Source organism: Vitreoscilla sp. C1 (genome assembly GCF_002951955.2).
GTDB classification, from domain to species: Bacteria; Pseudomonadota; Gammaproteobacteria; order Burkholderiales; family Neisseriaceae; genus Vitreoscilla; species Vitreoscilla stercoraria.
In genome coordinates, this window is sequence record NZ_CP019644.2 from 2,252,724 (window position 1) to 2,277,914 (window position 25,191).

At 43.7% G+C, this 25,191-nt stretch carries 26 protein-coding genes and 1 other RNA gene; 20 read left to right on the plus strand and 7 right to left on the minus strand.

From position 1 onward, the window contains the following. Positions 1–33 precede the first annotated feature (33 nt). Positions 34–1,353: an NCS2 family permease gene (locus tag ADP71_RS11000; RefSeq protein WP_019959181.1), complete on the minus strand. Its 1,320-nt coding sequence runs from the start codon at positions 1,351–1,353 to the stop codon at positions 34–36. A gap of 472 nt (positions 1,354–1,825) precedes the next feature. Here ADP71_RS11000 and ADP71_RS11005 point away from each other — a divergent pair, with 472 nt between their 5' ends. The 9 genes from ADP71_RS11005 (at position 1,826) to ADP71_RS11045 (ending at position 9,232) form a co-directional block, all read left to right on the plus strand. After that, on the plus strand, positions 1,826–2,758 hold the full coding sequence (locus ADP71_RS11005; RefSeq protein ID WP_019959182.1) for an ABC transporter ATP-binding protein: 933 nt from the start codon (positions 1,826–1,828) through the stop codon (positions 2,756–2,758). After that, a complete protein-coding gene (locus ADP71_RS11010) occupies positions 2,752–3,510 on the plus strand; it encodes an ABC transporter permease (protein ID WP_019959183.1) in 759 nt (252 codons plus the stop codon). Before ADP71_RS11005 ends, ADP71_RS11010 begins: the two co-directional genes overlap by 7 nt. Before the next feature lie 20 nt (positions 3,511–3,530). Beyond that, the gene (locus ADP71_RS11015; RefSeq protein WP_019959184.1) at positions 3,531–3,779 is read left to right on the plus strand and encodes a BolA family protein; all 249 of its coding nucleotides are present in this window, start codon (positions 3,531–3,533) and stop codon (positions 3,777–3,779) included. 66 nt (positions 3,780–3,845) lie between these two features. After that, on the plus strand, positions 3,846–5,108 hold the full coding sequence (gene murA / locus ADP71_RS11020) for a UDP-N-acetylglucosamine 1-carboxyvinyltransferase (RefSeq protein WP_019959185.1): 1,263 nt from the start codon (positions 3,846–3,848) through the stop codon (positions 5,106–5,108). 58 nt (positions 5,109–5,166) lie between these two features. After that, on the plus strand, positions 5,167–5,781 hold the full coding sequence (locus ADP71_RS11025; RefSeq protein WP_237343014.1) for an SCO family protein: 615 nt from the start codon (positions 5,167–5,169) through the stop codon (positions 5,779–5,781). Between the two features lie 4 nt (positions 5,782–5,785). Next, positions 5,786–6,652 carry a 1-aminocyclopropane-1-carboxylate deaminase/D-cysteine desulfhydrase gene (locus tag ADP71_RS11030; protein WP_104932180.1) on the plus strand — a complete coding sequence of 289 codons (867 nt, stop codon included), beginning with the start codon at positions 5,786–5,788 and terminating at the stop codon, positions 6,650–6,652. 308 nt (positions 6,653–6,960) lie between these two features. After that, on the plus strand, positions 6,961–7,617 hold the full coding sequence (gene hisG, locus ADP71_RS11035; protein ID WP_104932181.1) for an ATP phosphoribosyltransferase: 657 nt from the start codon (positions 6,961–6,963) through the stop codon (positions 7,615–7,617). A gap of 182 nt (positions 7,618–7,799) precedes the next feature. Continuing rightward, positions 7,800–8,129, plus strand: a complete 330-nt coding sequence (locus ADP71_RS11040; protein ID WP_019959191.1) for a lysozyme inhibitor LprI family protein — start codon at positions 7,800–7,802, stop codon at positions 8,127–8,129. Between the two features lie 152 nt (positions 8,130–8,281). Then, complete coding sequence (locus tag ADP71_RS11045; RefSeq protein WP_104932182.1) at positions 8,282–9,232, plus strand: ABC transporter substrate-binding protein; 951 nt, start codon at positions 8,282–8,284, stop codon at positions 9,230–9,232. 120 nt (positions 9,233–9,352) lie between these two features. On the opposite strand, the gene ADP71_RS11050 is transcribed toward ADP71_RS11045, so the two are convergent. Both ADP71_RS11050 and ADP71_RS11055 read right to left on the minus strand, forming a co-directional pair. Continuing rightward, positions 9,353–10,042 carry an aspartate/glutamate racemase family protein gene (locus ADP71_RS11050; protein ID WP_019959193.1) on the minus strand — a complete coding sequence of 230 codons (690 nt, stop codon included), beginning with the start codon at positions 10,040–10,042 and terminating at the stop codon, positions 9,353–9,355. Positions 10,043–10,071: 29 nt separating this feature from the next. After that, the gene (locus ADP71_RS11055) at positions 10,072–10,449 is read right to left on the minus strand and encodes a winged helix-turn-helix transcriptional regulator (RefSeq protein ID WP_019959194.1); all 378 of its coding nucleotides are present in this window, start codon (positions 10,447–10,449) and stop codon (positions 10,072–10,074) included. A gap of 143 nt (positions 10,450–10,592) precedes the next feature. Between ADP71_RS11055 and ADP71_RS11060 the strand changes: the two genes are divergently transcribed. From ADP71_RS11060 to ADP71_RS11085, 6 genes are all read left to right on the plus strand, one after another. After that, positions 10,593–10,829 carry a DUF896 domain-containing protein gene (locus tag ADP71_RS11060; protein ID WP_019959195.1) on the plus strand — a complete coding sequence of 79 codons (237 nt, stop codon included), beginning with the start codon at positions 10,593–10,595 and terminating at the stop codon, positions 10,827–10,829. 75 nt (positions 10,830–10,904) lie between these two features. Next, a complete protein-coding gene (locus ADP71_RS11065; protein ID WP_019959196.1) occupies positions 10,905–11,774 on the plus strand; it encodes a pirin family protein in 870 nt (289 codons plus the stop codon). A gap of 265 nt (positions 11,775–12,039) precedes the next feature. Beyond that, positions 12,040–12,867, plus strand: coding sequence for a glycosyltransferase family 2 protein (locus ADP71_RS11070; protein ID WP_019959197.1), 828 nt, complete (start codon positions 12,040–12,042; stop codon positions 12,865–12,867). 78 nt (positions 12,868–12,945) lie between these two features. Further along, a complete protein-coding gene (gene purB, locus ADP71_RS11075) occupies positions 12,946–14,310 on the plus strand; it encodes an adenylosuccinate lyase (RefSeq protein ID WP_104932184.1) in 1,365 nt (454 codons plus the stop codon). A gap of 9 nt (positions 14,311–14,319) precedes the next feature. Beyond that, on the plus strand, positions 14,320–14,547 hold the full coding sequence (locus ADP71_RS11080; protein ID WP_019959199.1) for an exodeoxyribonuclease VII small subunit: 228 nt from the start codon (positions 14,320–14,322) through the stop codon (positions 14,545–14,547). Further along, positions 14,531–15,427: a polyprenyl synthetase family protein gene (locus tag ADP71_RS11085; protein ID WP_425316057.1), complete on the plus strand. Its 897-nt coding sequence runs from the start codon at positions 14,531–14,533 to the stop codon at positions 15,425–15,427. Before ADP71_RS11080 ends, ADP71_RS11085 begins: the two co-directional genes overlap by 17 nt. A gap of 69 nt (positions 15,428–15,496) precedes the next feature. Here the strand turns inward: ADP71_RS11085 and ADP71_RS11090 are convergent, their stop codons facing one another. Both ADP71_RS11090 and ADP71_RS11095 read right to left on the minus strand, forming a co-directional pair. Beyond that, a complete protein-coding gene (locus ADP71_RS11090; protein ID WP_019959201.1) occupies positions 15,497–16,636 on the minus strand; it encodes an ABC transporter substrate-binding protein in 1,140 nt (379 codons plus the stop codon). Between the two features lie 483 nt (positions 16,637–17,119). After that, complete coding sequence (locus ADP71_RS11095; protein WP_104932185.1) at positions 17,120–18,232, minus strand: ABC transporter substrate-binding protein; 1,113 nt, start codon at positions 18,230–18,232, stop codon at positions 17,120–17,122. A 1,074-nt stretch (positions 18,233–19,306) separates the two neighbouring features. Between ADP71_RS11095 and ADP71_RS11100 the strand changes: the two genes are divergently transcribed. Beyond that, on the plus strand, positions 19,307–19,804 hold the full coding sequence (locus tag ADP71_RS11100) for a hypothetical protein (RefSeq protein WP_155970595.1): 498 nt from the start codon (positions 19,307–19,309) through the stop codon (positions 19,802–19,804). Positions 19,805–19,959: 155 nt separating this feature from the next. Further along, on the plus strand, positions 19,960–20,412 hold the full coding sequence (locus tag ADP71_RS11105) for a hypothetical protein (RefSeq protein ID WP_158667265.1): 453 nt from the start codon (positions 19,960–19,962) through the stop codon (positions 20,410–20,412). Between the two features lie 147 nt (positions 20,413–20,559). Here the strand turns inward: ADP71_RS11105 and ADP71_RS11110 are convergent, their stop codons facing one another. After that, positions 20,560–21,399: an SDR family oxidoreductase gene (locus ADP71_RS11110; protein ID WP_019959206.1), complete on the minus strand. Its 840-nt coding sequence runs from the start codon at positions 21,397–21,399 to the stop codon at positions 20,560–20,562. A gap of 176 nt (positions 21,400–21,575) precedes the next feature. Between ADP71_RS11110 and ffs the strand changes: the two genes are divergently transcribed. Both ffs and ADP71_RS11120 read left to right on the plus strand, forming a co-directional pair. Then, an RNA gene (ffs, locus tag ADP71_RS11115) (signal recognition particle sRNA small type) lies at positions 21,576–21,673 on the plus strand. A 172-nt stretch (positions 21,674–21,845) separates the two neighbouring features. Beyond that, on the plus strand, positions 21,846–22,940 hold the full coding sequence (locus ADP71_RS11120; RefSeq protein ID WP_019959209.1) for an NAD(P)-dependent alcohol dehydrogenase: 1,095 nt from the start codon (positions 21,846–21,848) through the stop codon (positions 22,938–22,940). Positions 22,941–23,006: 66 nt separating this feature from the next. Here the strand turns inward: ADP71_RS11120 and ADP71_RS11125 are convergent, their stop codons facing one another. Beyond that, positions 23,007–23,753: an IclR family transcriptional regulator gene (locus tag ADP71_RS11125; RefSeq protein WP_019959210.1), complete on the minus strand. Its 747-nt coding sequence runs from the start codon at positions 23,751–23,753 to the stop codon at positions 23,007–23,009. Between the two features lie 130 nt (positions 23,754–23,883). Between ADP71_RS11125 and fahA the strand changes: the two genes are divergently transcribed. Next, positions 23,884–25,143, plus strand: coding sequence for a fumarylacetoacetase (fahA, locus tag ADP71_RS11130; protein ID WP_104932416.1), 1,260 nt, complete (start codon positions 23,884–23,886; stop codon positions 25,141–25,143). Positions 25,144–25,191 lie beyond the last annotated feature (48 nt).

A 25,191-nucleotide genomic window follows, 5' to 3' on the forward strand; every position in this document is an offset into this window, starting at 1 on the left:
TATTTACAGGACGCTTGTTATTTAACGGATGAACTAACCGCCAAAGAATGTAAACTTCAACGCCCACAAAACCGCCACAATCCACACCATATACGGTACGGTTTTGGCTTTACCTGTGAACAATTTTACCAAAGCATAACTGATGAAACCCATTGCAATACCATCTGCAATTGAATAAGTAAACGGCATGAAAGCAATGGTCAAGAACGCAGGCAAAGCCTCGGTAATGTCTTCCCAATCAATGTTTTTAATGCTGTGCATCATCAAGACGCCCACATAAATCAATGCAGGTGCAGTGGCAAATGCAGGGACGCTGCGTGCCAACGGTTCAAAAAACAAACACGCCAACAACAACAAGCCCACAATCACCGCGGTCAAACCAGTACGACCACCCGCAGCCACACCTGAAGCCGATTCAATATAAGGCGTACTTGAAGACGTACCCAATACCGCACCTGCTGTAATCGCAGTAGAATCTGCCAATAAAGCACGTTTCAAACGTGGCAATTTGCCATCTTTCAACAAGCCTGCACGGCTAGATACACCAACCAACGTACCTGTCGAATCAAACAAATCAACCAAGAAAAATACGAAAATCACACCAACCATAGCAGGCGTGAACAAATCAGAGAAATTCATTTGCATGAAAGTCGGTGCCATAGATGGAATCGGACCCACGATGCCATGAATGGTATTGATACCCATCGCCGTTGCGATAACAGTCACTACCAAAATGCTGGCAATAATAGCACCACGAACTTTGAAATGGCTCATCACCGCAATCAACAACAAACCTAAAAATGCCAACAATGCCGCAGGCTCTTTCAAGCTGCCCATCGCCACCAAAGTGGCTGGACTGTCCACAACAATGCCCGCATTTTTCAGGCCGATTAAAGCCAAGAACAAGCCAATGCCTGCACCAATCGCCAACTTCAACGACATCGGAATCGCATTAATCAAGGCCTCACGAATGTTGGAGAAACTCAATGCGAAAAACAACAAGCCAGATACAAAGACCGCGCCCAAAGCTGTTTGCCACGGCACACCCATGCCCAAACACACCGCATAAGTGAAATAAGCGTTCAAACCCATACCCGGTGCCAAAGCAATCGGATAATTAGCAACCACGCCCATCACAAAACAACCGATGGCAGCAGTCACGCATGTGGCAACGAAGACGGCACCATGATCCATGCCCGACTCAGACAAAATCATCGGGTTCACAATCACGATGTAACACATGGTTAAAAAAGTAGTGAGTGCGGCAAGGGCTTCGGTTTTGACCGTGGTGCCGTTTTGACTCAATTTAAAATAGCGCTCAAGAAAGCCGCCTGAAGGGGGCGTTTGGCTCATGGATTATCCTTAAAATACAACAATGCAAATGCGGTTAAAAAGTGTAAACAAAACGAATTATAATGCGCTTTGTTCGAAATCGCCCGAATATTTGCCCACGTATATGGCTAAAATTAACCATTGTTGCGTTACTAGCTCTGTTATCAAGTGATTGTTTGCGCGGCTTGTTGTAAAAATCAAACGATTATGAATGATATTTGTCTCATTCAAGCGACAGGTTTTTTGTAAAGCATTGCTTTATTAAGCATTCATTCGACTCCCATCTCATCATTAATTTATTCTCAAAATAACGCTTTATTCATCCCTACAATCCATATTGCACTGCAAACCAGCCTTATTCTGACTCAGCGTCCTGTAAAATTTTGTTTTCATTGGCATACATTCAAGCGCATGCGAGCAAGAATGCCGATTGTGTTATGATGCGCCTCTGCTTTTGAGCCCTATTTTTGATTTTTCTAAAGAATACCAGCACATGAATACACAATCTGACAGTGCTTTGGTCATCGCAAACGCCCAAAAAACCTATCGCAATGGTTTTACAGCCTTAAAAGGGGTGAGCTTTGACGTGAAACAAGGCGAGTTTTTTGGTTTGCTCGGTCCCAATGGCGCAGGCAAAACCACGCTCATTTCCGCCATGGCAGGTTTGGCACATTTAAGTCAAGGTCATATCAATATCATGGGCTTTGATACGCGCAAGCAGCCCAACCAAGCGCGCATGAGTTTGGGTGTGGTGCCACAAGAATTGGTATTTGACCCATTTTTCACCGTGCGTGAAACCTTGCAATTTCAATCAGGTTATTTTGGCATACGCAAAAACGATGCTTGGATAGACGAATTGCTGCACAAATTGCATCTGTCCGACAAAGCCAATACCAACACGCGCAATCTTTCAGGCGGCATGAAACGCCGTTTGATGGTCGGTCAAGCCTTGGTACACCGTCCGCCTGTGATTGTATTGGATGAGCCGACTGCGGGCGTAGACGTAGAATTGCGCCAAAGTTTGTGGGCTTTCATCAAAGAATTGCATGGACAAGGTCACACCATTATCTTGACCACGCATTACTTAGAAGAAGCGCAAAGTTTGTGCAATCGCATTGCCATGATGAAAAAAGGCGAATTGGTGGCATTAGACAGCACCGCCAATTTATTGCGCTCTAGTAATGGTGTGCGCATTGCCATGACTTTATCTGCTGCACTGCCTGAAGCGTTGCGCAAATGGCAAATTCCAAGCACTGGAACAGAAATCATTTTGCAATTGAGCGAATATGCCCAATTGGCGTATGTGTTATCGACTTTACAATACGAATATGTGGCTGTGAAAACTTTGAACATTTTAGAAAACGACTTGGAACAAGTGTTTTTACGATTGATGCAAGACAACACCAAAGGAGTTGTCACATGTTAACAGGCTTTCCTACCCTCTTAAAAAAAGAAATTTTGCGTTTTTGGAAAGTCGGTTTTCAAACGATTTTTGCGCCTGTAATGACAGCTTTGCTCTACCAATTGATTTTCAGTCATGTGATGAAAGGTCAACCTGATATTTTACCGGGCGTGTCTTATGCGGCATTCTTGATTCCAGGTCTGGCCATCATGTCGATGACGCAAAATGCGTTTGCCAATGCCTCCAGCTCGTTGATTCAATCGCGCTTAAGCGGCAATTTGATTTTCATTTTGCTGCCGCCGATTTCTACTTTCTCGTTTTACTTGGCTTATGTCTGTGCGGCAATTGCCCGTGGCTTATTTGTTGGGGTCGGGGTCTTGGCGGTCTGCGCTTTCTTCGGTTTGACCATGCCAGTATCACCATTGTGGGCGCTGATGTTTGCGGTGATGGGCTGTGCCATTATGGGCTCTTTGGGTTTGCTCGCTGGCATTGTGGCAGAGAAATTTGACCAAATGGCCTTGTTCCAAAATTTCATTATTATGCCTTTAACATTTTTGTCAGGCGTGTTTTACTCCATCAACAGTTTGCCTGAATTTTGGCGCACATTGAGCCATTTCAACCCGATTTTTTACATGATAGATGGCTTTCGCTACGGCTTTTTCGGTCACAGCGATGTGTCGCCTTGGCTATCGCTGAGCGTGGTGACGATTTCTTGGCTCGCCACCTCTATCGGCATCTTAATGCTGTTAAAATCAGGTTATAAATTGAGACATTAGAATATGAAAAGGACACTCCCATGCTAACTCCTGAACAAGTCAAACAAATGATAGGCAATGTTTTGCCATGCGAACACATCGAAGTCGAAGGCGATGGTCATCACTTTTATGCTCACATCGTGTCTAGCCAGTTTGAAGGCAAAGCCCGTTTGGCACGCCACCGCTTGATTAAAGATGGCTTGGCTGACAAAATCGCCAGCAATGAGTTGCATGCGTTGTCGATTGCCGCAGCAGCCACTCCAACCGAATGGGCAAGCAAAGCCCGTTAATATTCAATCACAATTACTTAACCGCCCTGTAAACTGTTATAGGACGCCCATTTTTGAAAGATTCACATGGATAAATTAGTCATCCGTGCCAATGGCCCATTGAACGGTGAAATCACTGTTTCAGGTGCTAAAAATGCCGCTTTGCCTTTGATGTGCGCGGCTTTGTTAACCAAAGACACTTTGCGTTTGACCAACGTGCCGATGTTGCGCGATGTGAAAACCACGCACAAATTGCTCGAAGGCATGGGCGTGACCGTATCGACCAATGATGTTGATACTTTTGACATCACTTGCGGCACCTTGAACAATGTTTGCGCACCATACGATTTGGTACGCACCATGCGCGCGTCGATTTTGGTTTTGGGTCCGACTTTGGCACATTTTGGTGAGGCTGAAGTGAGTTTGCCTGGTGGTTGCGCCATCGGCTCACGTCCTGTTGACCAGCACTTAAAAGGCTTGGAAGCGATGGGCGCGGACATCGTGATTGAAAATGGTTACGTCAAAGCCAAATGCAAAGCCAAACGCTTGCAAGGCACGCGCATCGTCATGGACATGGTAACCGTTGGTGGCACTGAAAACTTGATGATGGCAGCGTGTTTGGCTGAAGGCACCACGGTTTTGGAAAACTCAGCCGTTGAACCTGAAGTGGTGGATTTGGGCGAATGTTTGATCAAAATGGGCGCCAAAATTTACGGCTTGGGCACCCAAACCATCACCATCGAAGGCGTTGAAAGCTTACATGGTGCAGAACATGCTGTGGTGGCTGACCGCATCGAAGCGGGTACGTTCTTGTGTGCAGTGGCGATGACAGGTGGCAAAGTGGTTTTGCGCAACGCAGCGCCTAAAACCATGACGGCTGTTTTAGACAAATTGGTCGAAGCAGGCGCACACATTGAAGCGGGCGATGATTGGATTTTGATCGACATGCAAGAACGCCCTCGCCCTGTCAACATCCGCACTTTGCCACATCCTGCGTTCCCAACCGACATGCAAGCGCAATTCATGACCATGAACGCCATTGCCAGCGGTGCTTCAAAAGTGACCGAAACGATTTTTGAAAACCGCTTCATGCACGTGCCAGAACTCAATCGCATGGGTGCCAACATCACTACCGAAGGCAATACCGCTTTGGTGCAAGGCGTCGACACCTTGTCAGGCGCAAGCGTAATGGCAACCGATTTGCGTGCGTCAGCAAGCTTGGTCATTGCAGGTTTGGTGGCCACAGGCGAAACCACAGTCGAACGCATTTACCATCTAGACCGTGGTTACGAACACATCGAAGCCAAACTCGGTGGCGTCGGTGCCAATATTGCCCGCATTAGCGAATAATCTCTTCTAAATAAGCGTCCTGTAAACTTACAGGACGCTTGATTTTGGAAAGTCGTGTATGAAAACTTATCTTTGTGCCGCACTCATGGCACTGGGCTTAATCGCTTGCAGTGCTGAATCCACTTCCAACAAAACCCCAGCGACTCAAAATGCAGCCGTCAATGTGAAACTCCATGGCAGTGCCATCGAAGAATCTTTGGGCGACGATTTGCGCTTAATTGATTCCAATGGTAACCCTGCCTCATTACAAGATTTTCAAGGCAAAGTGGTGGCAGTCTCGTTTGGCTATACCCATTGTCCTGATGTGTGCCCAACCAATTTATTGGATTTGGCCAAAACGATGAAATTATTGGGCGAAAATGCGGCAAAAGTACAAGTATTGTTTGTGTCAGTCGACCCAAGCCGCGATACGCCTACGGTTTTGAAAGAATATGTGCCATTGTTTGACGAGCGCTTCATTGGCTTAACGGCACCAGACGACGCCGCGATGGCACCTATTTTGAAAGCATGGAAAGTCGCTGCAACCAAAGTACCGGTCAGTGACGGGCATTACACCGTAGACCACAGCGCAGGTTTGTATTTGGTTAATCCACAGGGCAAAGCGGCAGTATACTTGCCTTATGGCAGCAAAGCCGAAGCCATTGCCCAAGACATCCAAGCTTTGTTGCGATAAAACCATGTTGGTTGCACGTCCAATACCTTATCAAAATGTGGCTTTGACTGATAATGTGTGTGTCACTGTCAAACGCTTGGATTTGGTACATCCACACATTTCAGGCAACAAATTTTTCAAACTCCAATACAATTTACAGGCCGCTCAAGCGCAAGGCAAAACCTTGCTCATCAGTTTTGGTGGTGCGTATTCCAACCACATTCACGCTTTGGCGCACGCGGCACATGAATGCGGCTTAGACAGTCTTGGCATCATTCGTGGGCAAGAATTGGCAGACAAACCGCTCAATCCCACCTTACAGGACGCTTGTAATTTGGGCATGCAATTGCAATTTGTCAGCCGTGAACAATACCGCCAAAAACACACGCCAGAATTTTTAAACGCCTTGCAACAGCGTTATCCGCAGGCTTACATCATTCCTGAAGGCGGCAGCAATTTGGCGGCAGTGGTCGGCTGTGAAGCGATTTTATCGGCATACGACCGACAAAATTTTGATGTGATTGTGTGTGCAGTCGGAACGGGCGGAACGGTGGCGGGCATCATCAACGCCAGTGAGCCAACACAACGGATTGTGGGTTTTGCGGCCTTAAAAAGCGAACATTTGTCACACACCATCACGCCATGGGTGACGCAAAACAATTGGGAAATTTTATCGGAAAATGTGTTTGGTGGTTATGGTAAATTCAATGCGGTGTTATTGGATTTCATTCATGACATGCAACAACAAAATCTGCCTTTAGAGCCGATTTACACTGCCAAAGCCTTATACCGTTTGCGTGATGATTTGCTTACAGGACGCTTGTCTCAACAGCAACGCATATTATTTATTCATACAGGCGGTCTGCAAGCAATGCGTGAAAATTTGCATTAAAACCATCGTGTCATCAAGCAGTCACCATCAAACAAAGCAAGTTTGTTAAAATGTTGCATGGTGTACCAAGATGTGTGTGTTGGGTCGGTTTGTGGGAAGCTTGATACAACAAGCTTCATAAGCGGCCAGCGTCCTGTAACATAGACAAAGCTTGGTCAGTTTGGTGTAATGGGCCTATCCATTGGCTTGGGAAAAACACTGTTTTTTGTGTTCTAATCACACCAAGCATGAGCTTCTCCTGCTACGGCAGAACGATTATTTGCGCTTGGGCACGTCCCACCCGCCACTTTTTTGACTGAATTAAGAACATGACTGCATCCCAAAATTTGACCATCGCCTTGTCTAAAGGGCGTATTTTTGATGAAACCTTGCCTTTGTTGGCAGCTGCGGGCATCGTGCCTGCGGAAGATCCTGAAAAATCTCGCAAACTGATCATTGATACCAACCATCCCAACATTCGCTTGGTGATTGTGCGTGCCACAGACGTACCAACCTATGTGCAATATGGCGCTGCGGATTTGGGTATTGCAGGTCGTGACGTTTTGACCGAACACGGTGGCGATGGCTTATACCAACCATTGGATTTGCGCATTGCCAAATGCCGCATGATGGTCGCGGTACACAAAGATTTTGATTATGCCGCGGCTTCACGCGCTGGCAGCCGTTTAAAAGTCGCCACCAAATACCCTAATATTGCGATGGAACACTTTGCCAAAAAAGGCATGCACGTAGACATCATCAAATTGTATGGTTCTATGGAGTTGGGTCCGTTGGTGGGTTTATCAGATGCCATCGTCGATTTGGTTTCTACAGGCAGCACGTTAAAAGCCAATGATTTGCAAGCCGTCGAACACATCAGCGACATTTCTAGCCGCTTGGTCGTCAACAAAGCTGCTTTGAAATTGAAGTTTGGCGAAATCCAGCCGATTATCGATGCTTTTCGCGATGCGCGCCAACCTGAATAATCAATTGGTATCACGCTCACACATGCGCCAAGCCACCATTGCGGTGGCTTTTTGTTTGCCCACAATTTGCTACTGCAAGCAGCATTTCAACAGCTTTACCATCGCCACATTTGCAACGGCAAATAATTGTTTTATCATCAATCAAGCATACCAATATTGGTTTGATAACTAAGGAGAAAACCATGAATAAAGTCATTATATTGAGTCTGATTGCAGCCAGCGGTTTGATGCTTTTGCCTACGACACAAGCGGCCAGTTTCAATTGTAACAAAGCTGGTAACGCCACCGAAGAAACCATTTGCGCCAATGCCCGTTTGAGCAAAGCCGATGTCAAACTCGCCAATACCTATGAAATTGTAATGCGTTTGAGCGACCAAAGCCCTTATATTCGTGGCGAGCAATTGCAATGGTTACGAAATCGCAATCAATGCGGCTCACGCGTGGCTTGCATCAGCGAAGAATACCAATATCGCCAACAAAGCTTGGAAGATTATTTACAAGCCAATCATTGAACCCAATTCTCCGAACAGCGTCCTGTAAACATTTACAGGACGCTGTTTTTAAATAACAGTCTGTACTCTAAATTTTTCATCTTATTAAATTGATAATCATTATTATTTAGATATATACTGTGCGCACTTTTCTAAAATGACATTAAACTAATATGAAACAAAAGACTGTGATTGCCAGTGCATTAATCAGTGCCACTTTGTTGTTCGCTCAAACTGCAACCGCTCAAAATATGGTTTGGAAAGAGCAAACCATTCAACTTAAACAAACGCCTCAAAAATTGGCAGTATATGAGTTGTCCGCTTTGGACACTTTAAATGCATTGGGCATCCAAGCACAAGTTATTCCTGACACCAGTTTTCCAAATCAATTGAATGTTTACAATGGCAATATTGCCACCAAAGCAGGCACTTTGTTTGAACCTGATGTGACCGTCTTAAGCGCACAAAAACCCGATTTGATTGTTTTGGGCGGCCGCTCACAAGCCAAAGCCGATACACTTCAAGGCATTGCACCTGTTTTAAATTTAAGCCCAGATACCGATAATTTGATGCCTGATTTGAAAGCGCGCACCGAACTATTTGCCGATTTGTTTGGCAAACAAGCACAAGCTGCCAAGCGTTTGCAAATCATCGACACCAAACAAGCCAAACTCAAAGCGCAAACCAAAGGCAAAACCGCTTTGATGTTGTTTACTAACAAAGGCAATTTCATGCCACACGCTGAAGGCGAGCGTTTTGGTTATGTGTATGAATTTAGCGGCCTGAAATCAGTATTGCCTGTGGTGCCACCAAAAGACCCTAACGCCCCTGCCACACCTCGTCCTGAAGCAGGTTCTCCAGAAGCTTTGGCAGCCAAAGCCAAAGCCGATGCACGTTTACAGGCCGCTGTGGCAGCCCAGCCTGATTATGTGATTGTTTTGGATCGTGGTGCGGTCAATACCAATGAATACACCGCTTTGGAAGAATGGAAAAAAAATCCGATTTTGAATCAATCAAAAGCCAAAATCATTTTGGTAGATGCCAATGCTTGGTATTTGGTGGGTCCGGGCTTGAGCAATACCGAATTCATGTTGGATGAATTGATTAAAGGTACGCAACATTAAAACCAATTGTATGTTTTTTTAAACCCTGTATCGCCTGTCCAACAAGCGTTTTGTCAGTGGTTTTAAAACAAATCAACTGTATCATCAGCGTCCTGTAAAAAAGTTTACAGGACGCTGATTTTAATTCAACGAAAATGCCACTGCTTTTTGAGCATGCAACGCAGTCGTATCAAAAAGCGGTACGCCCACATCCACATCACCGACCAACATCACAATTTCGGTACAGCCCAAAATGATGCCTTGCGCACCTTCGGCCACCAAACGCTGCATGATATCAGTATATATTTGGCGACTTTCGGGCAAGACTTGACCCAAACACAACTCTGCATAAATAATGCGATGAATCTCGGCACGTTCTGCTTCATTGGGCAACAACACTTCCAAACCTTGTACATGCAAACGCTCACGGTAAAAATCTTGTTCCATCGTGAATGCCGTACCCAATAAAGCCACTTTTTGGATGTCTTGCGCCACAATTTGGTCAGCAGTCGCATCGGCAATGTGCAATAAAGGTACGGTAATGGCTTGCTCTATCGCCTCAGCGACTTTGTGCATGGTATTGGTACACAACACTATCGCTTCTGCGCCTGCTTTTTGCAAAGACTGAGCGGCATTGGCCAGCATCACGCCCGCTTCTTCCCAACGTCCTTGTTGTTGCAAATAGGCAATTTTTGCAAAATCCACACTGATTAAAATCAATTGTGCCGAATGCAAACCACCCAAAGCGTCCTGTACGCCTCGATTGATTTGCTGATAATACAAAGCCGTCGATTCCCACGACATCCCACCAATCAAACCCAAAGTACGCATGCATGGCTCCATGTGTTTGGACGAAAGGTTTAACTGTGTTCTTTCGCCAATTGTTTGTAATGTTGGCACTCACATTGGTATTGCATACCCCAATCGTGCATGACTTGAATCACAGGCATCAAAGTTTTGCCAAACTCAGTCAAAGAGTATTCTACTTTTGGCGGCACTTGCGGATACACTTCTCGATGGACAATACCCGCTTGTTCTAACTCACGCAACTGCAAGGTCAACATGCGTTGCGTAATGTCAGGCAACAAACGGCGCAATTCATTGAAACGCTGCGTTCCTTGGCACAAATGGTATAAAATCAAGACCTTCCATTTGCCACCTATCACATCCAATGTCACATGCACAGGACAAGTTGCCGCCTGTGCCTCTAATTCATAGTTTAAATTTATTGTGTTCATATTCATTTAACAGTATAAAAAATGTGCGTACTATCTAAAAAAAATGTATGGGCTATAATACACCCATCGAAACAAACAAACCAATGAAATTTAACCACGCACAGAACCAATGTTGGTTCTGCTTCACTCGAAAGGAAACTCTCATGCGTATTATCGAATTGGATCGCATCAACACTTTGGCTCGCAAAGCACGTGCAGAGGGTTTGAGCGCAGCAGAATTGGCAGAACGTGACGCATTGCGCCAAACTTATTTGCGCCAAGTGCGTGGTCAAATGACCAATACTTTAGCCAATGTGACCGTATTAGACCCAGAAGGTACTGATGTAACGCCATTGAAATTGCGTGCACACCAATGGGCAGGCACGATGCAAGTGAATTAACCAAGCTTTGACAAGCGTCCTGAAAGCGTTTGCCAAAAGCGCACAGAATCAATCATTGAAGAAAAGAGAAAAATCATGCGTGAAGTTCGTCAAGTTTATGCTAAAAATCCGCGTCACTGGGTGGGTGATGGTTTTTGGGTAGAACCTTTGTTTTCTCACACGAGCTTGGATAAAAATACCAATCCATTTTTGATGTTGGATTATGCCGCACCTTACAATTTCCCACCTAAAGCAGGTGCCAAACGGGGTGTGGGCGCTCACCCTCACAAAGGTTTTGAAACTGTGACCATTGCTTACCAAGGCGAAGTGGCTCACCGTGATTCCACTGGTGGCGGTGGCGTGATTCAAGAAGGCGATGTGCAATGGATGACTGCAGGCAACGGCATTATTCACGAAGAGTTTCATTCTGAAACATTTGCCCAAGCAGGCGGCATGTTTGAGATGGTGCAATTGTGGGTAAATTTGCCAGCCAAAGACAAAGCCACACCAGCGCGTTACCAACATTTGGCTAAAAAAGACATTCCTGTGGTGGAATTTGCCGATGAAGCGGGTCATGTGCGTTTGATTGCAGGCGATTATGCAAACGTGGATGGTGCTGCCGATACATTTACAGAAATGAATGTGTGGGACATGGTGTTGCATGCAGGCAAACAAACCGATATCAACGTGCCTGATAACCACACTTTGAGCATGGTCGTTTTGCGTGGCGAAGTATTGTTTAACGGCAAAGACGTTGCCAAAGCAGGTCAATTGGTGGGCTTTCACGATGGTACTGGTGCTGTGAATTTGGCAGCGCAAGGCGATGAAGATGCCAAAGTTTTGGTGTTGTCTGGTGTGCCGATTGATGAGCCGATTGCCGCTTATGGTCCGTTTGTGATGAATACTGAAGACGAAATTCGCGCTGCTATCCATGATTTTAACAGCGGTAAATTCGGTCGGATTTAAATTGATTCATCAATAAAATGTCATCAAGCGTCCTGTAATTTACAGGACGCTTATTTACATCCATTGCCATCGTTTCTTTCATTTTGTTTTCAAACTGTACAGACACTCTTGATGGCCATTTTTAAAGCTGGAACAAAAATTGATTAGTCTGACCATCGGCCAAGCAAACTCACCAATTCAATCTCATCTTGGAATCAAATATGCGTTAAAATAACGGTTTATTTGATTCCAATTTACCATCTGTCATCCTCTGACCCTATCTATTATGAGCCAAACCAACAAAATCGATGTCATCATTCCCTGTTATAATGCTGCTGCTACTTTGGCGCGTGCTTTAGAAAGTGTATTGGTACAAGATTATTTGGGGCGCATCATTATTGTGGATGATGCTTCTAGCGATGCCAGCGTCGCTATCGCACAATCTTATCAAGCTCGTTTTCCACAACACATCGTGATTGAAAAACTGCCTCAAAATAGCGGTGTGGCTCGGGCACGCAATTGGGGTATGTTGGTTAGTCAAGCCGACGTCGTTGCTTTTTTAGATGCCGATGATGCATACGAGCGCCATGTTTTGGGTTTTGCGAGTGCGGTGATGCAGTTTCGACCTGAAATTCCTATGTTGCGCTTGGGCTTAAAACCCGTGGATTTGGATGAAAAATATGCCCAACATCCTAATTTTTCCTATGGTTGGCGACATGTAGAAATGACGGTTGGCGGCAATATGATTTTCAGGCGTGCATTTTTACTCGCTTGTGGTGGTTTCCCGCAAGACCAATTGTTTCGCCGCTTAGGTGGTGAAGATGTTGCGCTGGGATTGGCGGTATTACAAGTCACCCAAATGGGTGTGGCATTTGACAATGTGGGTTTGAATGACATTACAGTGTTGCATTATTGTCGCCCCAACATGCATGCTTATCGGCTTTTGGATACGGTTTTATTTGCCCAATCTCAAAACCACATTACGCAAGCCGATCATGATGCAGCTCAAAATGTGACTGACAATATTGTTTCACGGCTACAAAACTTACAAACTTGGTTGAGCGTTCAACCCAAAGGCAAAATTCCATTACAAGTGGAAACAGCGCCTCAATAAACAAACTATTTTCCTGCTGATGCTGACAGGATACTTCAGCTTTAAGCTTTACTTTAGTACAACGAAAGAAACGCAAAAATGGACAGTATTTACGCTCTTAGCCCACTTGATGGTCGTTACGCGAAATCAGTAGAGGCTTTGCGCCCTATTTTCTCTGAATATGGTTTGATGAAATTCCGTGTACAAGTGGAATTGTCTTGGCTCAAAGCCTTAGCAGCAGAAGAAAAAATTGCCGAAGTGCCTGCTTTTTCAGATTTGACCATCAAAGAAATCAACGATGTGATGGCAAACTTCTCTTTGGCAGACGCTGCAGTGGTTAAAAGCATTGAAGCGACCACCAATCACGACGTCAAAGCGATTGAATATTGGTTAAAAGAACGTTTCAGCGGCGTGCCTGAAGTATTGGCTGTGAGCGAATTCATCCATTTTGCTTGTACCAGTGAAGACATCAACAACTTAAGCCACGCCTTGATGTTGAAAGCTGCACGTGACGAAGTGGTCTTGCCAGCTTTGCAAGACATCATCGCCAAATTGACCGAAATGTCACACGAATTTTCAGCGATGCCTATGATGGCACGCACCCATGGTCAACCTGCAACGCCAACGACTTTGGGCAAAGAATTGGCCAACGTGGTGTTCCGCCTGCAACGCCAAGTAGAAGGCTTAAAAGCGCAAGAATTCTTGGGCAAAATCAATGGCGCAGTGGGCAATTACAATGCACATATGGTCGCTTACCCAGAAGTGGATTGGGAAAAACATTGCAGCACATTCGTGAAATCTTTGGGCATCACTTTCAACCCATACACCATTCAAATCGAACCACACGATTACATCGCTGAATTCTTCCAAACCTTGACGCGCGTAAACACCATTTTGGTGGACTTTAACCGTGACGTTTGGGGCTATATTTCTTTGGGTTACTTCAAACAAAAAGTCAAAGCTGGCGAAGTCGGTTCTTCAACCATGCCGCACAAAGTCAATCCAATTGACTTTGAAAACTCAGAAGGCAATTTGGGCATGGCCAACGCTGTGTTGAGCTTCATGGCTGAAAAATTGCCTGTATCTCGCTGGCAGCGTGACTTAACCGACTCAACGGTGCTACGCAACATGGGCGTAGGCTTGGGTTACACCATTTTAGGCTGGTCTGCTCATTTGCGTGGCTTGAACAAATTGGAAACCAATCCAGCAGCTTTGTTAGCGGATTTGGATGCAACTTGGGAATTGTTGGCTGAGCCGATTCAAACAGTGATGCGTCGCTTTGCCGTGCCAAATCCTTACGAGCAATTGAAAGATTTGACCCGTGGTAAAGGTGGTATCACACCTGAAACATTGAAAATTTTCATTGAAAAATTGGATATTCCACAAGCCGAAAAAGAAAAATTGTTGGCTTTGCGTCCTGAAACCTACATCGGTAAAGCCGTTGAATTGGCCAACCGCATCTAAGGATTTTGCATGAAAAAAGCCGTAACTGCCAAAAGCTTTGAAGAAGCTGTGGCACGTTTGGAAGCCATTACCCAAGCGATGCAAGGCAACGAGTTGAGCTTGGAAGATGCTTTGGCTGCTTACAAAGAAGGCAATGAGTTGGTGCAGTTTTGCCAACAAAAATTGGCCGACGTGGAGCAGCAATTGCAAGTTTTGGATGGCGACGAATTGAAGGAGTTGCATCTCAATGACGATTGATTTTCCAGCATGGCTACAAGCCACTCAAGCGCAAGCTGAAGCTGCTGTTGAGCGTTATTTGCCCACCGAATCCACAGGTCAAGAAACCTTACATGAAGCCATGAGCTATGTGAGCGTGGGCGGTGGCAAGCGTTTTCGTCCTTTGCTGGCGGCTGCGGCTGCCCGTTTGGGTGCGGCAGATGCCGATGCTTTGAGTGCAGCGATGGCAGCGATTGAATATGTGCATGTGTATTCTTTGGTGCATGACGACATGCCAGAAATGGACAATGACAGCATGCGTCGAGGCAAACCGACTTGTCATATTCAATACGACCAATCTACGGCTTTGCTCGTGGGTGATGCGTTACAGACTTTGGCATTTGATGTTTTAAGCCGTCCTGTAAACTTGCCTGCAATGCAACAATTAAAACGTGTGCAAGTGTTGGCGCGTGCTTCAGGCAGCTTAGGCATGGCGGGTGGTCAAGGCATTGATTTGGCCAATGTCGGCAAAGATTTGACGCTTGAACAATTGCAACACATGCACAGTTTGAAAACAGGTGCGTTGATTCGTGCAGCAGTGGCTTTGGGCGGTTTGTCTTGTGCCGATGTGTCTGAAACTTTGTTAAACGCTTTGGATGTGTATGCCGACAAGCTCGGCTTGGCATTTCAAGTGATTGACGATGTATTGGATTGTGAACAAGACAGCGCCACTTTAGGCAAAACCGCAGGCAAAGACGAAGAAGCCAACAAACCCACTTATGTGAAGTTGTTGGGTTTGGAGCCAGCTCGTGCGCAAGCGATTGCCTTGGCGCAAGAAGCCAAAGCCGCAGTCGCATCTTATGGCGAAGCTGCCGATGCGCTGCTGGGTTTGGCAGACTATGTCATTCAACGCAATCACTGATTCCTAGCCACACCAAGCGTCCTGTAAAGAGTTACAGGACGCTTTTTATTCCATCTGTAACATCCATGATTAATTTGCAGCCCAAGCATTAAAACGCTTGTTCAAAACCTCAGCATTTTTAATCCAAAAATCCACATCCAACGGCATGGTGCCACGCATATTGGCGTGTGTGGTTGGCAACAATTTGGCAAACTCCAACGGCACTTTCGCTGCCGCTTCTTTGTTTGGCAAACCATACGCAATATTATTAGCGGCCAATTTCGATTGATTATCGGCCTCACTGGTAAAGGCAATCAAATCCATCGCAGCTTCTTTATTCGATGCATTTTTCAAAATCACCCAGCTATCAATCGCATAAATACTTTCAGGCCACACCATTTTAAAATTGCGTTTTTCCGCGGCATTCAAAGCAGGAATGCGACCACTGTAAGCGGATGCCATCACCACGCGACTTTCAGCCAAATATTCCAAAGGTTGAGACCCTTTTTCCCACCAAATAATATGGGGTTTTAAAACCTCCAAACGCTTAAAGGCTCGATTCACCCCTTCTGGTGTCGACAAAGTTGGATAAACCTTATTCAGCGGTACGCCTTCTGAGAGCAGCGCAAATTCCAAATTGTATTTGGCACCCTTGCGCAAAGCACGCTTGCCTGGGAATTTTTTCACATCCCAAAAATCAGCCCACGACTTAGGTCCATGCGCCATTTTGTCACCGTCATATGTCAAAACCGTTGACCAAACAATACTGCCCACCCCACACTCACTGCTCGCGCCATCGACAAACTTAGCAGGGCTGCCCAATTTAGACCAATCCAGTTTTTCAAACAAACCTTCATTGCATCCCAAAGCCAATTCTTCAGCCTCAACTTGCACCAAATCCCAATCTGGATTGCCTTTAGCCACTTGATTTTTCAAAATATCATAGCCGCCATCATACGATTTATCGACCACAGGCGTGCCCAATTTTTGCGCAAAAGGCTGAAAGAAAATTTTACGTTGTACATCTTGATATGCCCCACCCCAAGATGCCACCGTCAAGTAACGCTCTCCACTTGCCGATCTTTCAGAACCAGAGTAAGCCTCACCTGTAATATTTTTAGAAGCGGGTACCGGTGCATCAGAGTCTAGTCCTGTTAACGATGCTTCGCCACCACAAGCTGCTGTGACAATCAACGTGCCGATTACGAGTGCCAAATTTGTCAATTTCATTATCAGACTTCCTGTATCTTAAACAAACTACTGATAAAAACAGGTATCACACGATTTTTTCATTGAATTTAAACCATCTCAATTCAAGGTCTCCTCCCCCAAAACACCGACCTTCTCTACATGTTATACCCCTCTTGATTGATTACATTTCATACAACATCACACCTCAATCAATCTTTACTAACATTCTAATTCTACCCACACTTACAATTTATTTAATTATCATAAATAATTCAAGAATAATCATTAAAATCATAGACAATTCAGCAAAAAAGAAATTAACTTCTATATAAAAATTTTAAAAATACACTTATACAACACAGAAAATACCACCAAAAAACTGTTTAAGCGCCATATAAACTGACATCAATAAGGTAAAAATCACCCTAGCTAAAACCTAATTTCATTTTCAACGACCATAAAAAAACGACTTGAAAATCATTCAAGTCGTTTTAGATATTTCTCATCAATAAAACAGCTATCTTAACTACCTAGCCAAGCATTAAAGCGCTTGTTCAAAGTCTCAGAATTTTGTACCCAGAAATTCACATCCAATGGAATCGCACCTGGCATATTTGCTGGTGTGGTTGGCAAGTTTTTCGCAAACTCTAACGGTACTTTCGCGCCAGCTTCTTTATTGGGTAAACCATAAGCAATTTGATTGGCAGCCAATTGAGATTGTCGCTCTGCATCACTGGTGAATTGAATCAAATTCATAGCAGCTTCTTTGTTGGCTGCATTTTTCAAAATCACCCAGCTGTCAATGGCATAAATACTTTCAGGCCATACTACTTTGAAATTGCGCTTATCTGCTTGATTCAAAGCAGGAATACGACCACTATAAGCCGATGCCATAACCACTTTACCTTCAGCCAAATATTCCAAAGGCTGAGAACCTTTTTCCCACCAAATAATATGTGGTTTCAATGTATCCAAACGCTTGAAAGCACGATTCACGCCTTCAGGCGTAGACAAGGTTTTATAAACCTCATGCGGTGGCACACCATCTGATAACAAAGCAAACTCTAAAGTATATTTAGGACCTTTGCGCAAAGAACGCTTGCCTGGAAATTGACTCACATTCCAAAAATCTGCCCAAGATTTAGGTGCTTGCGCCATTTTGTCTGCGTCATACGTCAAAATGGTAGACCAAACAATATTACCGACGCCACATTCATGAATTGCCCCATCAATATATTTAGCAGGGTCTCCCAATGGGCTCCAGTCCATTTTTTCGAACAAGCCATTTTCACAACCCAAAGCCAATTCTTCGGCTTCCACTTGTACCAAATCCCAATCAGGATTGCCCGTTTCCACCTTGGATTTTAAAATGTCATAACCACCATCATAAGATTTGTCCACCACTGGCGTACCCAATTGTTCGCCAAACGGGGTAAAGAAAATTTTACGCTGTGTGTCTTGATAAGCGCCGCCCCAAGAAGCAACTGTTAAGTAACGCTCTCCACTGGCCGATCTTTCAGGACCAGAATAAACTTCACCACTGATGTTTTTAGAAGGTGGTGCAGGTGTTTGTGATTCTGCTCCCGTAGATGATGCCTTGCCGCCACATGCTGCCAGTGTCGCGACTGTCCCCATAATAAGTGCTAAATACGTCAATTTCATTGTAAAACTTTCTGTATCATAAAAATAAAACAACTTACGAAAACAGGTATCACACGATTGTTATATTGAACTTTAAGCATCCAAATCCAAGGTCTCACTTTCACACAGCCGACCTTTTTCTACATGTCATACCCCAATTGATTTACTGCGCTCCAAACCACACACCTTTAAAAAATCTTTGGCACTCCAAAATCACACCATAAAATGCCCATAAAGCGAAAAAACTCATATAGCCTTAGCGGTTCACAAAAATCACTTAATCAGCCATGCGCTTAAGACACGCCTTCAACTAAAAAACCACTATGCCTCCAATCGCCTTATTTATTCCAAAAGAATAATTTTATTTTGACTAGCATTAAAAAGCGACCTTAAATCATTTCAGATCGCCATTTTGAAAAAAATCCGTATAAAATTACACATAAAAATGATTTTGTCATTTATTTTTATGCTAATAAAATAAACATTATTGAAATATACATGACTGATTTTAAAAATACAAATTGCAATAAATTAATCTCAATTTAAGATTTAATTCTAGAAATAACAAAAAATAAAAATAGTCGATTTATTTTGTTTTGATTTGAAAATTATGAATATATAAACATAAAAATATATGATATTAGTATATTTAAAATACATTTTGAATTGGAATAAAAACCAAATACTAACCATTATTTATATAATAATTTATTGTGACTTTATAAATTAATTTGCATAAAATTATTACAATGTATTGAAAAAACAATAACAACATTATAAAAATTATAAATTATGGCTTTTAGATATCACTTTTAATAAATACCTCTTATTTCATCAAAGTGTCTTCTACCTGCGCTATCTCAAATGAGCGTAGCCATCAATAAATTATAATATTAAATGAAACAATTGCTTACTTATTTAAACACAGGTTGAAAAAAGTTCATGTATCCATCCATCACTCTTCATCTGCTTACTTCTGCTGCCTGATAAACACACTATTTAAAAACAATTAAAGAAAATATTATGTGGAAAAAATACGCATTATCTTGCTTATTTGGCGCAATTTCTGTGCTCACTTATGCAAATACAACACAAATCAATCCCAATCATCATACTTACGGTCATTGGCAGATGCAGTTTGGCAAACAAAATGCCGCCATTCCCAACAACATCCATGTTTCAGCCATGGGTTTTGACAGCGGACATTTAAGCACTGAGGAGGACACTTGTCGCCATCAAAACGCCGCACTCAGCATACAAACCACGACTTTTACAGGTGCTGCCTTAAAACAAGCCTTGAGCCGTCATTTATTCCATTTGACCTCTCAATATGTTGATATTCTCAAATACCAAAGCACGTCGAAAAATCTACAAGACAACACAGCGCAAACGGGACAAGTGCGAGCCTTATTACAATATATAGATACCAAAAACACTTATTCAGGTATGCACATTCAATATTGTTCAGGTTATAGTGAATATTTCATCCAACTAACGCCTAACAAAGCATTGTATTTATTCACCAATCAAGATAATGAGCGTTACGTTTTATTCAGTAAAAAATAAGTTGCTTGGCCACGTATCTCTCAGATACATGGATGTTAAAAAAGCGTCCTGTAAGCCTTACAGGACGCTTTTTTATAATACGTATTTCATGTATATGGACTAAATTCAATCACAAATGAAATTTAAGTACTCATTCAGTACAGGGATCAATGGCTATGAAACATATTCAATATAATTATCAAATCATGCGCTATTGTTTGATGATTGGACTGATTGCGGCCATTCTTTCATTTTCCTTAATGGCATTAAAGGGTTCTGGATATTCTCATATTATCCAAAATATTTTGTTTGATATGATAACAGTGACCGCTTTTCCCATGCTTTTATGGCTGTTTAAAGTCAATGAGCAAGTTATCAAAGGCATTGTGTTGGCTCATGCCGCCTTTTTAGTCATTTTTAGTTTGTGGCTTTACTCGTTGACTTATCCCGAATCTATGCTATGGATTCACTATATTTTTTCACTGTTAGGTGGTATTACAGGTGGCATAATAAATGTGTCATATGTATCTGCCAATCGAACCCATTTTAACCAACTCATTGCATTCAGTTTAACGATCTTGGGTATGTTTTTGGTGTTAATCAGTATGATTATTCCGATATTTTTATGATAATAAAAACATTTTTATTAGCGCAAAAAAATCAATATGGGGTGTTTTTCAATCATGTTGCGCTCGAATGGATGCAAATATTTCAAACTTCACAATACGCACATTCAAAGCGTCCTGTAAACTTTACAGGACGCTTAAAAGTTCATATTACTGCTCTTGCCTATCGGTCATCTTAGAAACATTTAACCATTCTTGCGCCAAACGATTCATGTCATGGGCTTTGTGCAACACCGCCTCCACAGCATCACTGCCTGCTGCAAAACGCACAGGCGGCGAAACTTCTTCTGCCAATTGCATCAAAATTGCTGCCAATCGCACAGGGTCTCCCATTTGCTGATGGTTCAACGCCTGCTGTTTTTGCTTAAAATCCAATTCATATTCCATATAATCAGGCACATGCCATTCACCATAGGTTAACGAGGTTTCATCTAAAAAATCGGTTCGAAATGAACCCGGCTCAACCAAAGTTGCATTCAATCCCAAAGGTGCAATCTCCTCGGCCAAGCCTTCCATCCACCCCTCTAAAGCAAATTTAGACGCACTATACACACTATAACCTGCTTGAGATTTCACGCCAGCCAAACCCGATATGGTAAAAATTTGTCCACTTTTTTGCGCACGCATAATCGGCAATACCGCACGAGTCGCATGCATACTGCCAAAAACATTGGTGGCAAATTGTTGCTCAATTTGTTCCGGGCTGATGTTTTCAAACCAGCCCATTTGCCCATACCCTGCATTATTCACCAATACATCAATGCGCCCAAAATGCGCTTGTGCGATGGTGATGCCTGCTTGAACTTGCTGTTCATCACTCACATCCATAGGCACAATTAAAAAGTTCTCGCCATGTTGGCTCAATTTTTTGTGCAACGCATCCGTATTTCTGGCCGTTGCCACCACAGAGCGACCTGCATTCAATAAAAATTTGCACAAACTTAAACCCAAACCTCGACTGGCTCCTGTCACCATCCATACTTTTTTCATAATGCTGCCCTTTGCCTCAATGTCTCAAAAATACCATCCGCTGCCTTGCCCTTAAGCCTACGCATGATATAGACAATACTCACGCTGCAATGCAACAGAAATGACGCCACCATCTTCATTCATGCAAATAAATACTTGGGTTTTGTTCTATTTAATGGTATAGTCACGGCTTCTATGGCGGGTCTCCTCGCATGGTTTTTTGAAGCAACGGGTCAGGGGCGGAAGCCAGCAGCCCACTTTGAAGTCGCCAGTGCCGAGGGTCGGGCTCGCCACCTTATTAAAAAAAGCCGTTCTGCTTACAGGACGGCTTTTTTGCATGCTCAATACCATTTTCACAGCATAAAAGCACTGACCTATCACGTCAATTCTCGTATGATTCACCTTGCTATGTTGAGACTTCATCAACGTAGCCATCACGATAAAACATTCATAGAGAGATTTTACCAATGGATATTACTGCTGCAGTCACTGCCGCCCAAGGCGCAGAATTTGAATTACAAACGGTACAATTAGGCGAACCCAGTGCTGATGAAGTTTTGATTCGTGTTGTTGCCTCTGGTGTATGTCATACCGATGCCGTTGCTCGTGATTTGGCCATTGCACCGTTACCTGCGGTATTAGGTCATGAAGGTTCAGGTGTTATTGAAGCCATAGGCAGCAATGTTCGTGGCCTAGAAGTTGGCGATCATGTGGTATTGTCATTTGCCCATTGTGGTGAATGTGAAATGTGCTTGTCAGGTCACCCGACTTCTTGTTTGGAATTCAATCCTTTAAATTTTGGTGGTTGCAACCACGACCACACTCACCGCATTCACCAACACGGTAAGCCTTTATCCACCTTCTTTGGTCAATCTTCTTTTGGCACTTACGCCATTGCCCACCAACGCAATGCAGTCAAAGTCGATAAAGATGTGGATTTGGCATTATTAGGTCCTTTGGGCTGTGGCATCCAAACAGGCGCAGGCACCGTATTAAACCGCCTAAAACCTGAATTTGGTTCTTCGATTGTGATTTATGGCGCAGGTGCGGTGGGTTTGAGTGCTTTGATGGCTGCTAAAATCATGAATTGCAAACACATTATTGCTGTCGATATCCATGATAACCGCTTGGAAATGGCGCAAAAATTGGGTGCAACAGCAGTAATCAATGGCAAAACCGAAGCCGATGTGGTCGCAAAAATCAAAGAAATCACAGGCGGCGGCAGCCATTACGCCGTTGAAACCACAGGCGTACCACCTGTTGTAACTCAAGCTTTGCAAGCGTTACGTCCATTGGGTACTTGTGCGATTGTCGGCATCACGCCCAAAATGGAAATCGATGTGTTCACCGATATTATGGCAGAAGGCAAATCCATGATAGGAGTGATTGAAGGCGATGCCATTGCCAAAACCTTCATTCCCAATTTGGTGGATTATTACAAAAAAGGTCTGTTCCCATTTGATCAATTGGTACAATTTTTTGAATTTGACCAAATCAATGAAGCCTTTGAAGCCTCTGCCAATGGTTCGGTCATCAAGCCTATTTTGCGCATCCACAAATAAGCACAGCTAGCATCCATAAGCGTCCTGTAAAGTTTACAGGACGCTTATTTGACTTTGAATGCCCCGCTAACCAATCAAATAACGGCTCATTGCTTGAGTCGATTTTTTCAATTGCTGCATCGGATCGCTGTCTAATTGAACCGCAATTTGTTGCGGACGACCCAAACAAGTCACCACATACAATAAATCCCCATTGGCATCAAAAACAGGTGCGGCAATGGCATTGATGCCCGCCATCATTTCCCCTTCCACCACACTGACACCAGATGCCAAAATCGCTTTTTTATGCGGTTCAAATTCTTCTAGCGAACAAAAACCTTCTTGCTCCGCCAGTTGCCGCCAATGTGATTTGTCCAAATAAGTGGCAAACACGCGTCCTGTAGCCGAACGAAACAAAGGCATCAAAGACCCTACTTTCGCACCAATAGGCACGCCAAATTCATCGTCCCAAAATTGCACAACCAAAGGTCCTAAAGCCGTCCAACGTGTCACTTGCAAATAACCGCTGACACTGTTTTTCAAACTTTGTAATTGTGGTTGTAACAATTGCAAAGCATCCGTTCGCCGTGTGGCTGCCAAACCCAAAGACAAAGCCTTATCACCCAACACATACAAACCTTTTTCAGTTTGCTTGGCATAATCATAACGCACCAAACTGACCAAGTAGCGGTGTGCTTTTGCAGGCGGCATATGCGCTTGTTGTGCCACCTCTTTCAACATCAACGGCATGGCAGCCTCTACCAAAACATTCAAAACACTCAAACCAACTTCTAACGACTGTACGCCATGGCTGTTTTTGTTTTTATCTTCCATATCTCTTCCATCTTTAAAATTACACTATGCATAATTAAATAACAATTTGCGTAATTTTTCCAGTGACTATATGATAATCCGTAGAAATAAAACCAATCACACCCATTTGTTGCCACAGGATAAAGCCATTATGAATTTGAATTTGCGTTCTTTTTTAGACATTGCACCCGACAGCGATTTTTCTATGCACAATTTGCCTTATGGTGTTTTTTGCCCACCACAACAATCTGCACGTGTTGGTGTCGCCATTGGGGAATATGTATTGGATTTGTCGGTTTTAGAAACCGCAGGCTTGTTACCTATCCACACTCAACCACCTGTTTTCAAACAAGACAGTTTGAATGCCTTCATTGAATTGGGCGCAGGTGCATGGCAAGATTTACGGGACCGCTTACAAGAAATTTTATCCCACGATTGCCCTGATTTGCGCGACAACGCCACTTTGCGCAAACACGCTTTGCGTCTACAAAGCGACGTCACCATGTTATTGCCTGTGAAGATTGGTGGCTATACCGATTTTTATTCATCCAAAGAACACGCTTACAACGTCGGCTGCATGTTTCGTGATCCTGCCAATGCATTATTGCCCAATTGGAGCGAATTGCCTGTCGGTTATAACGGCCGCGCCAGTTCAGTCGTGGTCAGCGGCACCGACATCGTTCGTCCTAATGGGCAAATCAAACTGCCCAATACAGAACGCCCGATTTTCAGTGCTTGTCGCAAATTAGATTTTGAATTGGAAACAGGTTTTATCGTTGGCAAAGCCACCGCTTTGGGTGATGCCATCGCTTTACAGGACGCACCATCCCACATTTTTGGCATGGTCTTACTCAATGATTGGTCTGCGCGTGACATCCAACAATGGGAATACGTGCCATTAGGTCCTTTCAATGCCAAAACATTTGCCACATCCATCAGCCCTTGGGTCGTGACCATGGCAGCTTTAGAACCATTCAAACAGGCAACGCCCATTCAAGAACCGAAACCATTGGATTATTTATCCACTTGCGAACAATACACATTTGACATTGATTTACAGGTCGCCTTAAGCATAGACAATGACGAAACCATCTTGGCCAATACCAATTTCAAATATTTGTATTGGAGCATGGCGCAACAATTAACCCACCATACTTCAGGTGGTTGCAATGTTGAAATTGGCGATTTGATGGGTTCAGGAACGATTTCAGGCGCAGAAAAATACGAGCGTGGCAGCATGTTGGAATTGACATGGAACAATACTGAACCATTCTTATTAAACAATGGCTTAAATCGTGGCTTTTTAGAAGATGGCGACACGGTCATCATGCGTGGCGTGGCGCAAAAAGACGGCATCCGTGTTGGTTTTGGCGACGTGCGTGGCTGTGTTTTGCCTGCCAAAACTCTCTAAATTCAGCCTCAAAAACGATAAAAAAACAATCTCTACAAAGGAGTCACA